Below are 12,775 nucleotides of genomic sequence, written 5' to 3' on the forward strand. Positions count from 1 at the left end.
TCTCCTCAAGCGCTCATCGTGGCAGCGGGGGCGTAGTCATAGTCCCGCACGTCGACGAAGTGTCCTTCGATGGCAGCGGCCGCCGCCATCGCCGGGCTGACCAGATGCGTGCGTCCGCCGTAACCTTGCCGCCCCTCGAAATTGCGATTCGAGGTCGACGCGCAGCGCTCCCCGGCGCCGAGCTTGTCGGCGTTCATCGCCAGGCACATGGAACAGCCAGGCTCACGCCACTCGAAGCCGGCTTCGATGAAGATCTTGTCCAATCCCTCGGCTTCTGCCAGACGCTTCACCAGACCGGAGCCGGGAACGACCATGGCCAATTGAATGTTGTCGGCGACCTTGCGTCCTCTAGCCACCTTCGCTGCCTCGCGCAGATCCTCGATGCGCGAATTGGTGCAGGAGCCGATGAACACCTTGTCGAGCTGGATATCGGTGATCTTCTGCCCCGCCTCGAGGCCCATGTATTCGAGTGCACGCTTCATGCCGCGCTCGACGGTCTCATCCGAGGCTCCGGCCGGGTCGGGTACCGTGGCGGAGACGTTGACCACCATCTCCGGGCTGGTGCCCCAGGTGACCTGCGGCTCGATCTCGGCCGCATCGAGTTCGACCACCTTGTCGAAATGCGCTCCTTCGTCGGAGACGAGGTTCCGCCAAGCCTCCACCGCCGCCGGCCACTGCTCGACGCTCGGCGCATAGGGGCGACCGCGCAGATACTCGATGGTGTTGTCGTCGACCGCCACTAGCCCCACGCGCGCACCGGCCTCGATCGCCATGTTGCAGATGGTCATGCGACCTTCCATGGAAAGCTCGCGAATCGCGCTGCCGGCGAACTCGATGGCGTAGCCGGTCCCCCCGGCGGTGCCGATGCGGCCGATCACCGCCAGCACGATATCCTTGGCGGTGACGCCGAGGCCAAGCTTGCCCTCGACGCGCACCTGCATGTTCTTCATCTTCTGCGCAATCAGGCACTGGGTTGCCAGTACGTGCTCGACTTCCGACGTGCCGATGCCATGCGAGAGCGCGGCGAAGGCCCCGTGGGTCGCGGTGTGGGAATCCCCGCAGACCACGGTCATGCCCGGCAGCGTGGCGCCCTGCTCCGGCCCGACCACGTGAACGATGCCCTGACGCTCGTCGTTGATGCGAAACTCTTCGATATCGAAGCTCTCGCAGTTGGCATCCAGCGTCTCGACCTGGATGCGCGAGACGCTGTCGAGAATCCCCGCGTTGCCGGCGCTGCGCTCCTTGAGCGTGGTCGGCACGTTATGGTCCGGGGTCGCCAGATTGGCGTCACGGCGCCACGGCTTGCGACCGGCGAGCCGCAGCCCTTCGAACGCCTGCGGCGAGGTGACTTCGTGCAGCAGGTGGCGGTCGATGTAAATCAACGCCGAGCCGTCGTCGCGGCTGGTTACCAGATGCTGCGCCCACAGCTTGTCGTAGAGCGTCCGGCTGGACATGGTTCTTCTCCTCGGTCACCCGCCGTCTGCGCGACTTGAGTGACACCATTGCGGTCTCGAGAGCGTTATCCACGCTCTCGTTCATCGTGGGACCCACCTTACGCCTCGCCACTGCATAAAACCAATTCATCTTGATTATGCTTTGGATTCCATAACAGAATTTACTTAACCAGACCTAGCCGAGACATGACGCGTGGACACCCAAAGCCTTCAGGCCTTCATCGCCGTCGCCGACACACAGTCGTTTTCGCTTGCCGGCGAGCAGCTGCATCTGACGCAGCCAGCGGTCAGCAAGCGTATCGCGACGCTCGAACACCAGAGCGGTGCCAAGCTGTTCGATCGCATCAATCGCCGCGTCAGCCTGACCGAAGCCGGACGACTGCTGCTGCCCAGAGCCCGCCAGATTCTGCAACTGGTCGAGGATAGCCGGCGGCAGCTGCACAACCTGAGCGGCGAGGTGACGGGAAGCCTGGCGCTGGCCACCAGCCACCATGTCGGCCTGCACCGCCTGCCGCCAGTGCTCAAGGCGTTCACCCAGCGCTACCCGAGCGTCAATCTGGAGATGCAGTTTCTCTACTCAGAGCAGGCTTATCAGGCGGTCGTCTCCGGCGAGGCGGAGCTGGCCGTGGTGACGCTCTTCCCGCAGACGGGGCCGATGATCGAGTCGACACCGGTGTGGACGGATCAGCTTCGCTTCGTCGCCTCCCCCGACCACCCGTTGGCGCGCGAGCAGCGTTTGCCGCTCTCCGCACTCGTCGGCCACCCCGCGGTGCTGCCCGGTCCCAATACCTTTACGCGCGATCTCATCCTGGGCTCCTTCTCGGCGCAGTCGTTACATATCGATATCGCGCTGTCGACCTACTATCTCGAGACCCTGAAGATGATGGCGGGGATCGGGCTGGGCTGGAGCGTTCTGCCGGAGAGTCTGATCGACGAGGAGCTCGTTGTTCTGCCGGTGGAACACCCTCCGATCATCCGCCGCCTCGGCTATCTGCTGCACCGCGAGCGCACGCTCTCCAACGCCGGTCGCGCCATGATCGGCGAGCTCGAGGCCGTGAAGGCGGCGCAGATCACGCTGACGGACTAGCCTGAAGGGCGAATTCGAGGGGCGAGTTCGAGGCAATTCTCGACAGACCGGGCATCGTATCGGGTGCCTCGCCCCGCCAGCCATCCCTGCACTCGAAAAGGAACCGAGCCATGGCGCAAGACTCCGCGGCGCAAGAACGGATCGCCACTGAAACAACGACGATCAGACGTCGACTGGGGCTGGTGCCGGCGCCGGAACTGCCGGAAACCACCGCCCGCGACATCGCCGAGGAGCTTCCGGCACTGCTCAAGCGCCATACGGACGACCGACACGACTGGGACGTCGAGTGCGTCACCGATCCGCTGATCGGCGCCGACGACACGACGGAGGATGTCATTCATCAGGCCGACGAGATCAAGCGCGCCAATCATTGGGATTACGTGGTCTGCATCACCGATCTGCCGCTGTTTCGTGATGGCCGCCTGACACTGGCCGAGGCAAGTGAAAGTCGTCGCGTCGCGGTCATCTCACAGCCGGCGCTGGGCGCCTCGCCGCTGAGGCGCCGCCTGCGAGAAGCGATCCTGCATCTGGTCAACGAAATGCATCATGGCAGTGACGAAGGCGAACGTGACCGCCAGCAACAGCACATGGAGCGTGGCGCCGCAGCCCGTAGCGAAAGCGGCATCCTCAACCGCAACTCGCGAGAGCTGATGGGCTGGCGGCTGTCCGAGCGGCTGGTGCCCATTCAACGCGTCACGCCGGGAGAGAACGAGAAGGAAGTCGACGTTCGCTTCGTTTCCGGTGCACGTCTACGTGGCTTGGCGAAGTTGCTGGCCGGGATGGTACGCGCCAACCGTCCGTGGACCATCGTACCCGCCTTCCGCCGCATCGTGGCGGTCGCCTTCGCCACCGGCGCCTACGGCCTGATCTTCCCGTCCCTGTGGAAGCTCAGTGCCGCCTATGAACTCTATCGCTTCGTGATTCTGATGGTCGCGGCCATCGGCGCCATGGTGGTCTGGCTGATTCTCGATCATGGCCTGTGGGAACCCGCTCGCTACAGCCGCTCGAAGCGGCTGACGCAGCTCTACAACTTGACGACGATCGTCACGCTGTCGGCCGGGGTGCTCTGTTATTACGCGATCCTGTTCGGCCTGTTTCTGATCGCGGTCATTCTCTTCGTGCCCGGCAGTCTGCTCGAATCGACCGTCGGGGGGTCGGTAAGCTGGCTCAACTTCCCCGCGCTGGCCTGGCTTGCCGCGTCGGTCGCGACGGTGGCGGGCGCACTGGGCTCGAGCCTGGAAAGCGACGAGACCATTCGCAGCGCCACCTACGGCTATCGCCAGCAGCTGCGCCAGCAAAAGGTGAAGGAACGCCAGCAGCAGGACAAACAGCGCGAGGAGACGGATTCATCGGCGTGACGAAGCCCATCGACGTGACGAAGCTGTGCCACCGGTCGCTCGAGGCGCCCTCTCGACGTTCTGAGGGCAGCGGAACTCGGCGAGCGATGGTCAGACTGGTTCTCAGGCCATGCCGAGCTGCGGCGTCGCGACGCGAACATCGCCATTCTGCGCGCGATGGCGCAGCAGATGATCGATCAGCGTCAGCGCCATCATCGCTTCGGCGATTGGCGTGGCGCGGATACCGACGCAGGGATCATGACGGCCCTTGGTGACCACGTCCACCGGATCGCCGTGCGTGTCGATCGAGCGGCCAGGCTGGGTGATGCTGGAGGTCGGCTTGAGCGCCAGATGCGCAACGACCGGCTGGCCGCTAGAGATGCCGCCCAGCACACCGCCGGCATGGTTGGAGAGAAAGCCCTCTGGTGTCATCTCGTCGCGATGCTCGCTGCCGCGGCTCGCCACGGCATCGAAACCGTCGCCGATCTCCACGCCCTTGACCGCGTTGATCCCCATCAGCGCATGCGCGAGATCGGCATCGAGACGATCGAAGACCGGCTCGCCCAGGCCCACCGGCACCCCTTCGGCGACCACGGTGATCTTCGCGCCGACCGAATCCTGATCGCGGCGCAGCTGATCCATGTAATCCTCGAGTTCACCGATTCGCTCCGGATCCGGGCAGAAGAACGGGTTGTCGTCGACCCCATCCCAGCTTTTGAAGTCGATCGCGATGGGGCCGAGCTGGCTCATGTAGCCACGCACGCGAATTCCCTGTGTCGCCAGCCACTTCTTGGCAATCGCCCCGGCGGCGACTCGCATCGCGGTTTCCCGCGCACTGGAGCGCCCGCCGCCGCGGTAATCGCGAATGCCGTACTTGTGGTGATAGGTGTAGTCGGCGTGTGCCGGGCGGAACTGATCCTTGATCTTCGAATAGTCCTTGGAGCGCTGATCGGTATTCTCGATCAGAAGCCCGATCGGCGTGCCGGTCGTTCTGCCTTCGAAGACTCCGGAAAGAATGCGCACTGCGTCCGGCTCGCGGCGCTGTGTGGTATGACGCGAGGAGCCGGGACGACGGCGATCGAGATCGATCTGAAGATCGGCCTCATCAAGCTCGAGTCCCGGCGGGCAGCCATCGACGATCGCGCCCAGGGCCGGGCCATGACTTTCACCGAAGGTGGTGACGGTGAACAGCTTGCCGAAAGTGTTGCCGGACATGCGCGATCCTCGGGAATCAGGGTTGGAAACGGTAAAAAAAGAAACTTACTGCGACAGCGCGGCGAACGTTTCGGCGTACTCGTCGAGCGCCTCGGCGGGCAGCGCGAAAACGCCCTCGCCACCGCGCTCGAACTCGAGCCAGAGAAACGGAACCTCGGGAAACGCCCGCTCGAGGTGATGCTGCGAGTTGCCGACTTCGACGATCAGCATGCCACCGTCGTTCAAGTAGGTCCGCGCCTCGCGCAGAATGCGGCGCACGATATCGAGGCCGTCGCGACCGGCTCCCAACGCCAGATCCGGCTCGTGACGATACTCCGCCGGCATCGCCGCCAGATCGCGACTATCGACGTAAGGCGGATTGCTGACGATCAGATCGTAGCGCTGGCCGGCAACGCCCTCGAACAGATCGGAGACGACAGCCCTCACCCGCTGGCCAACGTCGTGACGCACGATATTGGCCTTGGCAACCTCCAGCGCTTCCACGCTGATATCGACCAGATCGACCTCGCTGGTCGGCAGGTGCAGCGCGGTGGCAATACCGATGCAGCCCGAGCCGGTGCAGAGATCGAGCACGCGCGCCGGCGGGAGGTCGGGGAACCAGGCTGCGAAGCCCTGCTCGATCAGTTCGGCCGTGGGCGAGCGTGGTATCAGCACGCGTTCGTCCACTTCGAACGGAAAACCCGCGAAGAACGCCTCGCCAATCAGATATGGCAGCGGCCGTCGCGACTCGATGCGCTCGCGGACCAGGCCAACGATGCGGCAGCGCTCGACACGCAAAAGTCGTGAATCGAGCACCGCCGGATCGATATCCCAGGGCAGATGCAGCGCGCCGAGCACCAGCGCCACGGCTTCGTCCCAGGCACTGTCGGTGCCGTGTCCGAAATGCAGCCGGTGCGCATGGAATTCGCTGGTCGCCCAGCGCAGGCAGTCGCGAATGCTGAGTAGCTCAGCGGCGAGGTCATCGTCGGTGAGGTTCAGGGTCGACGGCTGGGAAGGCATGGCGAGGCTCGCATTCAGGAGTGAAACGGACGACGATTGTACCCGCAAGCCCGCGGGCTTCACAGCGATGCGGCACGCCCCGCGCCGAGCCACACGGTTTTCCTGGACGTCTTCCCTGGCTCCCCGGCGGCGAACGTGTCTCGAGAGGCACGATGGTTTACCCTTCGCCGCTGATTTACCCTTGCGCTGCTCGCAAGCCAGGCAGAGAGAGGCAACCCAGCCATGACGCCATCCGACAAAGACGAGGATTTCAACGCCTTCCGCCAGGCGCTGGAAGCAGCTGGCGTCAAGCGGCTGACGACCAACCGCGCTGATGTCGGCCGGGCACGCCAGCAAGATCGTCAGCTCAATGCCGACGCGCGACGCGAAGCCGCGGAGCAGGTCTCGCCCAGCGCGCAGTCGCAGCTCTCGGACGGTGGCGTCGAGGCCGTCACCCCGCATCAGCGCCTGGAGTTCGCGATACCCGACCTGCCCCAGCGTACCTTCGCTCAGCTCAAGCGCGGCCGGATTCCCTGGGAGGGTGGCCTCGACCTGCACGGCTATACCGTGGATGAAGCGCGTTTCGAACTGGAATCGTTCATCGACGATGCCATCGGCAACCGCATGCGCTGCGTGCTGATCGTTCACGGCAAGGCTCGTGCGCAGCGCGCGGGCGGTGCGGACTATCCGGTGATCAAGAGCCATGTCAACACTTGGCTCAAGAGCTGGTCGCGCGTGCTCGGCTTCTGCTCCGCCAGCGAGATCGATGGTGGCACGGGCGCCCTCTACGTGCTGCTTCGCACGCGTGGCGACTGAGGGTTCTCAGCCGTTGCGCTTGGGAGACGACAGCGGCAACGGCAGACGTCGCTGCGGGTCGGCGCTGCTCGCTGGCTGACGGTGCGAGTCGACAGGCTCGCCGGCTGCCACGGTGTGATCCTGCCGCCCTTCGTAACGATCCAGCGCCTGCGCCGCCAGATAGCGGCCAAGCTCGATCAGCGCCTCCGCACGATGGAACTCGTAGGCCCCGCAGACGCTCTTGGGCACTTCGATCAGCACGTCCGGCGGATAGCCCGCCACCTTGTATTTCGCCAGCGCCGCCTGCGTGATATCGAAAGACGCCAGCATCATGTCCAGCTTGCTCCAGGCGCGCTCGGTCTGGCTCGACCAGCTGGTGCTCTCGCTCGTTGACTCCTCCTCGTCGCTGAAGCTCGAAATCATGTCCTGAACGCGCGTGCGAACACCTTTGACCCAACCGCTGAAGCTCTTGCCCTCCGCTTCGCGCTCGATCTCGCGAGCGTGCTCCTCGGCGGCCTGGTCGGCTGGCAACAGGTCCTCCAGCGACACAGGTCTCGGCGTCTGGGCGGTTGCGTTGACCGCCAGCACGATGTCGGCCGGCACGGAGACCGTGGGGATGATCGGCAGCGGGTTGAGCAAGCCCCCATCGACCAGCACTTGGCCCCCGTCCTGCACAGGTGTGATGATGCCGGGCACCGCAATCGAGGCGCGAATGGCGCGCAGCAGCGAGCCGCTCTGGAACCAGACCTCGCGCTGACGGGTGAGATCGGTCGCGACCGCCGTGAACGGCATGGGGAGATCCTCGATGCGGATGTCACCGACCAGCGATTCGAGTTTGGTCATCACCTTGCCGGCTCGCATCGCCCCCATGGCGCTCCAGGTGATATCGACCAGACGCAGCACATCGAAATAGTCGAGCTGACAGACCCAGTCACGGTAGCCCTGAAGTCGGCCCGCCGCGTAGACACCGCCGATCAGCGCCCCCATCGAGCAGCCCGAGAGCGCCACGATTTCGTAGCCGCGCGCCTCGAGTTCCTCGATGACCCCGATGTGGGCGTAGCCCCGCGCCCCACCACTGCCCAGAACCAGCGAAACACGAGGCTTCATGGCGTCTTCTCCTTGTCTTGCATCCGATCGCACGCTACCTGCCAGCGTACGATCTCTTCACCGACCCGCGCCACTGTCGCGCGCTCCAGGTGCAAATGGTGGCCGCCGCCGAGAACGCGTCGCGTGAGCCGCGCAATCCGCCGGCACGCCTCATGAAAATGAGCGCGTTCGTTGAGTACGCCGGCCGAAGCCTGGAGCAGCAGCGTCGGCACATCGACGGCGGCCATCGTTTCCAGCATCTGCGCCGGTGACCAGCGCAGCAGCGAGGGCGCGCTCAAACGAGGATCGGTTCGCCAGTGAAAGCGGCCGTCGCGATCACGCTGCAGGTTGCGCTCGACGATCGGCCTTGCGGTCTCGGCGTCCAGCCGGGTCACACCGCCGCGAACGCGTGCCGCCAAGGCTTCCTCGACAGTGGCATAGCCCCGGCTGTCGCGTGCCGGACGTCGTCGAGCGCGCAGCCCGGCCTGGAGTTGCCCCACGGTGGCGGCGGGCTCGTCGGTAGTCGAGGCCAGGCCATCGATCAGCACCAGTCGCGCAACGCACTCCGGCGCGGCGGCCGCCAGCATCGTCGCGATACCCGCCCCCATGGAGTGACCGAACAGCGTCACGCGCGAGGCATCGAGTGCCTCAAGGGCATCAAGAACATCGGGCAGGTAGCCCCATAGCGGATAGTCCGCACCCGCGCCGCGGGCCTGGGAATGCCCATGCCCGGGCAGGTCTAGCGCGACGATGCGTACGCCGAGCGTGGCCGCCAGAGTCGGTGCCAGCCGCGAGAAAGATGCGGCGTTGTCGAGCCAACCATGTAGTGCCAGCCAGATCGGCGCGCCCTCTTCTCCCCAGCTCAGCGCCGCCAGCCTTCCATCCGCCAGACGCAGGTCGCGTGGCCTCATCGCGCGTCCTCCTGCATCGCCTCGATGGCCTGCAGAATCGCCTCTCGCGCTGCCTCGGGGTGCTCGAACGGAAACATGTGCCCGCCGGGCACCGTCTTTAGCCTGATACCCAGCCGGGAGAGCGTCGAGCGTCTCGTCGGGGTCAATAGATCGGAGGCCTCGCCGGCGATGACGGTCAGGGGCACCGACAGGCGGCGTAGCTGCCGCGGCAGGTCATCCGGCAGATGACGAAAGATCGCCGCTTCGGTTCGTGGCGCGAAAATCAGTCGCGCGGCGCCATCGGTGTCGAGTGCCGTGGCGCCGGTGACGTAGTCGTTCATTGCCGCTTCGGTAAAGTCCTTGAACAGCGCTCGTCGACGCAGCGCATTCGTCATCGCCTCGCGGCTCGGCCAGTGATCGCGACGCTTGAGCGTCTTGCCGGCAGGCGTGACCCGGTCGACCAGACGCGTCATCTTGGCCAGTTTCAGCATCCAGGCATCCCGCCCCAGCAGCAGCGGTGGATCCAGCGCCACGACGGCCTGGAACCGCTCGGGGGCCGCAATCGCCGCCATGATCGACAATACGCCGCCCATCGAGTGACCGACGGCGATCAGCGGCGCCGGGATCGCCGCGATCGAAGCCAAGTATTCATCGCGCAGCTTGAGCCAGTTGCGTCCTACCGGAAAACGCGGGTCATGCGCCAGCCGGGTCAGCGGGTAGAGATCGAAACGGCTTTCCAGCGGGGCCAGCAAGGTACGGTAACTGGCACCAGTAAAGCCGTTGGCGTGAGCGAAAACCAGTGGATAACGCGGCATTGAACGCTAATTTCCCGTAAACTATCGACTTTCGTCCAACCCACCGTTGCTCGACGCTGCGTGCTCCACAGGAAGAGCGTGTCGGCGGAGTTTCTCTCATCAGCAAGGATTGTAACGTGCCTCGCCAAGGTTCCCATCGCGATACTCGCCGCCGTAATCGGCTCTTCTGGGCCATTCTGATCGCCGCTCTGGTCGTCGGCTTCTGGCTGGTGCGAGGCGGCAACTGACATGGGCCTGTTCGCCGCCTTCACTCACACGCTGGAAATCACGCTACCGGTCTTCCTGATGGTCTTCCTCGGCCTGGGGCTCAAGCGTATCGGGTGGATCGACCAGCACTTCATCACCACGGCCTCGATGCTGGTCTTCAAGGTCACGATGCCCGCGCTGCTCTTCTTGAGCATCATCAAGGCGGATCTCGGTGAGGCCCTGCAGCCTGACGTGATCGGTTATTTTCTCGGTTACACCATCCTGAGCTTCTTTCTCGCCTGGGGCTGGGCCATCTGGCGCCATCCGCGGGTCGAGCGCGGCATCTTCACTCAGGGCGCGTTCCGTGCCAACAACGGCATCGTCGGTCTGGCGCTGGCCGCCAGCCAGTACGGCGACTACGGCCTGTCGCTGGGCGGCGTGATCGCCGGCGCCGTCATCGTGCTCTACAACGTCTTCTGCGTCTTCATTCTTTCACTCTACAGCGAAGAGTCGGCGACCGATTTCAAGAGCCTGATCAAGAATATGGCCAAGAACCCGCTGATCTTGAGCGTGGTCGCCGCGATCCCGTTCGCGCTGCTCGGCATCCGGCTGCCCGGCTGGATCATGACCTCCGGCGGCTACCTGGCCGGCATGTCGCTGCCGCTCGGGCTGATCTGCATCGGCGGCACCTTATCCATCTCCGCGTTCAAGCGCAGCAGCACGATCGCGATCGATGCCAGCCTCTGGAAGGTCGTCTGGGTGCCGTTGCTCGGCGTGCTTGGCGCACTGGCGGTAGGTATCCAAGGCCCGGCGCTGGGGGTGATCTTCCTGTATCTGGGGTGTCCCGGTGCGGCCGCCAGTTTCGTCATGGCCAAGGCCTTCAAGAGCAACGACAAGCTCGCCGCCAATATCATCGTGATCACCACCTTCGCGTCGATGTTCACACTCAGCGTCGGTATCTTCCTGCTGAAATGGCTGGGGCTGATCTAGGCGCGTCCGTGCACCGCCCCACGGCCAGCCCCGCGCCCCACGACAAAGGGCTGCGCCCCACGAAACAGGGCCGCTCATGAGAGCGGCCCTGTGTCTTCGGTAGCCCTGTGTCTTCGGTAGCCCTATATCTCTGGTCATTATCTTCAGGCGCGGTGTCCAGGCCCCTGGATCCAAGCGCTGACGCCACCCTGCGATTCCACGTCGAGACATCGGCGATCGGCGCTCGCCGAACGAGCGCCTGCCAGTCGATGGGCCGCGCCGGACATCAAGATTCGCGCTGGCCATCGACGAGGCGCTTGAGCGAGAGCGGATTGCCCTCCTTGACCGCCTCGGGGCGCAGCGCGTCCGGCAGATCCTGATAGCAGACCGGACGCAGAAAGCGAAAGATCGCTGCGGTGCCGACCGAGGTCGAGCGCGCATCGGAAGTTGCTGGGTAGGGCCCTCCATGCACCATCGCATCGCACACTTCGACGCCCGTCGGCCAGCCATTGGCCATCACGCGCCCGGCCTTGCGCTCCAGCGTCGGCAGCAGCGCCCTGGCCGCCTCGAGATCGCCCTCGTCCATCTGCAGCGTGGCGGTCAGCTGCCCCTCCAGCGCTTCGGCGACGCGCTTGACCTCGGCGGCGTCTCGACAGCTGACGATGAGCGACGAGGCACCGAAGACTTCGGCCTGCAGCGCCTCGTCGGCAACGACATCCTCCCCGGTCGCCACGAAAAGCGCACTTTGACAGCGATTGGGGCCATCACCGGGCAGGCCACGGGCCACCTCGCGCACCTTGTCGCTCTCGGCCAGTGTTGCCACACCTCGAACATAAGCGTCGTGAATCCCCGGCGACAGCATGGTCTGCGCCTGAGAGCCTTTGAGCGCTTCGGCCGCCGCCTCGACGAACGCATCCAGCCCAGCACCTCGAATACCGATGACCAGCCCCGGATTGGTGCAGAACTGGCCGGCACCCATGTTGAGCGAGCCGACGAACGCCTCGCCGAGCGCCTTCCCGCGGGCTTCGAGCGCGGCCGGCATCAGGAAAACCGGGTTGATACTGCTCATCTCGGCATAGAACGGAATCGGTTCCGGTCGATTCTGCGCAATGCCAAGCAGGGCCAGCCCGCCCTTGCGCGAGCCGGTGAAGCCGCCCGCCTTGATGCGGGGATCGCCCACGAGCGCCTGGCCGACTTCGAACCCGGCATCATGCAGCATCGAGAAGACACCCTCCGGCAGCCCGCATTTCGCTACCGCGCGCTGAATCGCCCGGCCGACCATCTCGCAGGTGCCCGGATGCGCCGGATGCGCCTTGACCACGACCGGGCAGCCTGCCGCCAGCGCGGAAGCGGTATCGCCGCCGGCAACCGAGAACGCCAGCGGAAAATTGCTGGCGCCGAACACGGCAACCGGGCCCAGTGCGATATGACGCTGTCGCAGGTCGACGCGCGGCAGGGGCTGGCGATCAGGCAGCGCGGGATCGATTCGCACGTCCAGCCACTCGCCGGCGCGCACGGTTCTCGCGAACAGACGTAGCTGCCCGCAGGTTCGACCCCGCTCCCCCTGAATTCGCCCCTCGGGCAACCCGGACTCGGCGACTGCGCGTTCGACGAGCGCATCACCGAGCGCTTCGATCTCGGCGGCGATCGCTTCGAGAAAGTCCGCGCGCGCTGCCAGCGAAGTCTCTCGGTAACTGTCGAAAGCCGACCATGCCAGTTCGCAGGCTCGGCGGGCATCCTGCGGCGTACCGCCGGAGAACTCGGGGGAGAGCGTTTCGCCGGTAGCCGGATTGACGGCCTTGATGGTGCCATGCGTGCCTTTGACGGCCTGCTGGCCGATCAGGAGTTCGCCTGTCAGATTCACAATGCCTCCTTCAGGGAGAGAGAAATGACCAAAAACCACCACCTCTCACGACCGACTGACGGCGAAAAGCCGACCTCCGTCAACGACGGAGGTCGGCTG

11 protein-coding genes are annotated in these 12,775 nt (G+C 65.0%); 4 read left to right on the top strand and 7 right to left on the bottom strand.

Translation table 11 applies throughout. From position 1 onward, the window contains the following. Positions 1-5 precede the first annotated feature (5 nt). Complete coding sequence (gene leuC / locus IE125_RS15530; RefSeq protein WP_189445592.1) at positions 6-1,454, bottom strand: 3-isopropylmalate dehydratase large subunit; 1,449 nt, start codon at positions 1,452-1,454, stop codon at positions 6-8. Positions 1,455-1,647: 193 nt separating this feature from the next. Here leuC and IE125_RS15535 point away from each other — a divergent pair, with 193 nt between their 5' ends. Together IE125_RS15535 and IE125_RS15540 are read left to right on the top strand one after the other, a co-directional pair. Then, positions 1,648-2,541 (top strand): LysR family transcriptional regulator, encoded by an 894-nt coding sequence (locus IE125_RS15535; RefSeq protein ID WP_189445593.1) that lies wholly within the window; start codon positions 1,648-1,650, stop codon positions 2,539-2,541. Between the two features lie 110 nt (positions 2,542-2,651). Next, positions 2,652-3,899, top strand: a complete 1,248-nt coding sequence (locus IE125_RS15540) for an MFS transporter (RefSeq protein ID WP_189445594.1) — start codon at positions 2,652-2,654, stop codon at positions 3,897-3,899. Between the two features lie 102 nt (positions 3,900-4,001). On the opposite strand, the gene aroC is transcribed toward IE125_RS15540, so the two are convergent. Further along, positions 4,002-5,093 carry a chorismate synthase gene (gene aroC / locus IE125_RS15545; protein WP_189445595.1) on the bottom strand — a complete coding sequence of 364 codons (1,092 nt, stop codon included), beginning with the start codon at positions 5,091-5,093 and terminating at the stop codon, positions 4,002-4,004. Positions 5,094-5,138: 45 nt separating this feature from the next. Next, positions 5,139-6,092 (bottom strand): 50S ribosomal protein L3 N(5)-glutamine methyltransferase, encoded by a 954-nt coding sequence (gene prmB / locus IE125_RS15550; protein WP_189445596.1) that lies wholly within the window; start codon positions 6,090-6,092, stop codon positions 5,139-5,141. 222 nt (positions 6,093-6,314) lie between these two features. Between prmB and IE125_RS15555 the strand changes: the two genes are divergently transcribed. Beyond that, positions 6,315-6,887 carry a Smr/MutS family protein gene (locus IE125_RS15555; protein ID WP_189445597.1) on the top strand — a complete coding sequence of 191 codons (573 nt, stop codon included), beginning with the start codon at positions 6,315-6,317 and terminating at the stop codon, positions 6,885-6,887. 6 nt (positions 6,888-6,893) lie between these two features. Here IE125_RS15555 and IE125_RS15560 read toward each other — a convergent pair whose 3' ends face one another. From IE125_RS15560 to IE125_RS15570, 3 genes are read right to left on the bottom strand one after another with little or no spacing between them, the layout of a single operon-like run. Further along, the gene (locus IE125_RS15560) at positions 6,894-7,973 is read right to left on the bottom strand and encodes a patatin-like phospholipase family protein (RefSeq protein WP_189445598.1); all 1,080 of its coding nucleotides are present in this window, start codon (positions 7,971-7,973) and stop codon (positions 6,894-6,896) included. Next, positions 7,970-8,863 (bottom strand): alpha/beta fold hydrolase, encoded by an 894-nt coding sequence (locus IE125_RS15565; protein WP_189445599.1) that lies wholly within the window; start codon positions 8,861-8,863, stop codon positions 7,970-7,972. Before IE125_RS15565 ends, IE125_RS15560 begins: the two co-directional genes overlap by 4 nt. Next, positions 8,860-9,657: an alpha/beta fold hydrolase gene (locus tag IE125_RS15570; RefSeq protein WP_189445600.1), complete on the bottom strand. Its 798-nt coding sequence runs from the start codon at positions 9,655-9,657 to the stop codon at positions 8,860-8,862. The genes IE125_RS15565 and IE125_RS15570 overlap by 4 nt, the downstream gene beginning before the upstream one ends. A gap of 228 nt (positions 9,658-9,885) precedes the next feature. Here IE125_RS15570 and IE125_RS15575 point away from each other — a divergent pair, with 228 nt between their 5' ends. Then, positions 9,886-10,833, top strand: a complete 948-nt coding sequence (locus tag IE125_RS15575; protein ID WP_189445601.1) for an AEC family transporter — start codon at positions 9,886-9,888, stop codon at positions 10,831-10,833. A 265-nt stretch (positions 10,834-11,098) separates the two neighbouring features. Here the strand turns inward: IE125_RS15575 and IE125_RS15580 are convergent, their stop codons facing one another. Further along, positions 11,099-12,676: an aldehyde dehydrogenase (NADP(+)) gene (locus tag IE125_RS15580; protein ID WP_189445602.1), complete on the bottom strand. Its 1,578-nt coding sequence runs from the start codon at positions 12,674-12,676 to the stop codon at positions 11,099-11,101. Between the last annotated feature and the right edge of the window lie 99 nt (positions 12,677-12,775).

This window comes from Salinicola rhizosphaerae (assembly GCF_014652715.1).
GTDB classification, from domain to species: Bacteria; Pseudomonadota; Gammaproteobacteria; order Pseudomonadales; family Halomonadaceae; genus Salinicola; species Salinicola rhizosphaerae.

What these genes read in the sequence shown, in the direction of transcription:
- IE125_RS15565 (WP_189445599.1), bottom strand. Translation starts at nt 8,863, where the DNA reads ATGAGGCCACGCGACCTGCGTCTGGCGGATGGAAGGCTGGCGGCGCTG.
- IE125_RS15555 (WP_189445597.1), top strand. Translation starts at nt 6,315, where the DNA reads ATGACGCCATCCGACAAAGACGAGGATTTCAACGCCTTCCGCCAGGCG.
- IE125_RS15540 (WP_189445594.1), top strand. Translation starts at nt 2,652, where the DNA reads ATGGCGCAAGACTCCGCGGCGCAAGAACGGATCGCCACTGAAACAACG.
- IE125_RS15570 (WP_189445600.1), bottom strand. Translation starts at nt 9,657, where the DNA reads ATGCCGCGTTATCCACTGGTTTTCGCTCACGCCAACGGCTTTACTGGT.
- leuC (WP_189445592.1), bottom strand. Translation starts at nt 1,454, where the DNA reads ATGTCCAGCCGGACGCTCTACGACAAGCTGTGGGCGCAGCATCTGGTA.
- IE125_RS15560 (WP_189445598.1), bottom strand. Translation starts at nt 7,973, where the DNA reads ATGAAGCCTCGTGTTTCGCTGGTTCTGGGCAGTGGTGGGGCGCGGGGC.
- aroC (WP_189445595.1), bottom strand. Translation starts at nt 5,093, where the DNA reads ATGTCCGGCAACACTTTCGGCAAGCTGTTCACCGTCACCACCTTCGGT.
- prmB (WP_189445596.1), bottom strand. Translation starts at nt 6,092, where the DNA reads ATGCCTTCCCAGCCGTCGACCCTGAACCTCACCGACGATGACCTCGCC.
- IE125_RS15575 (WP_189445601.1), top strand. Translation starts at nt 9,886, where the DNA reads ATGGGCCTGTTCGCCGCCTTCACTCACACGCTGGAAATCACGCTACCG.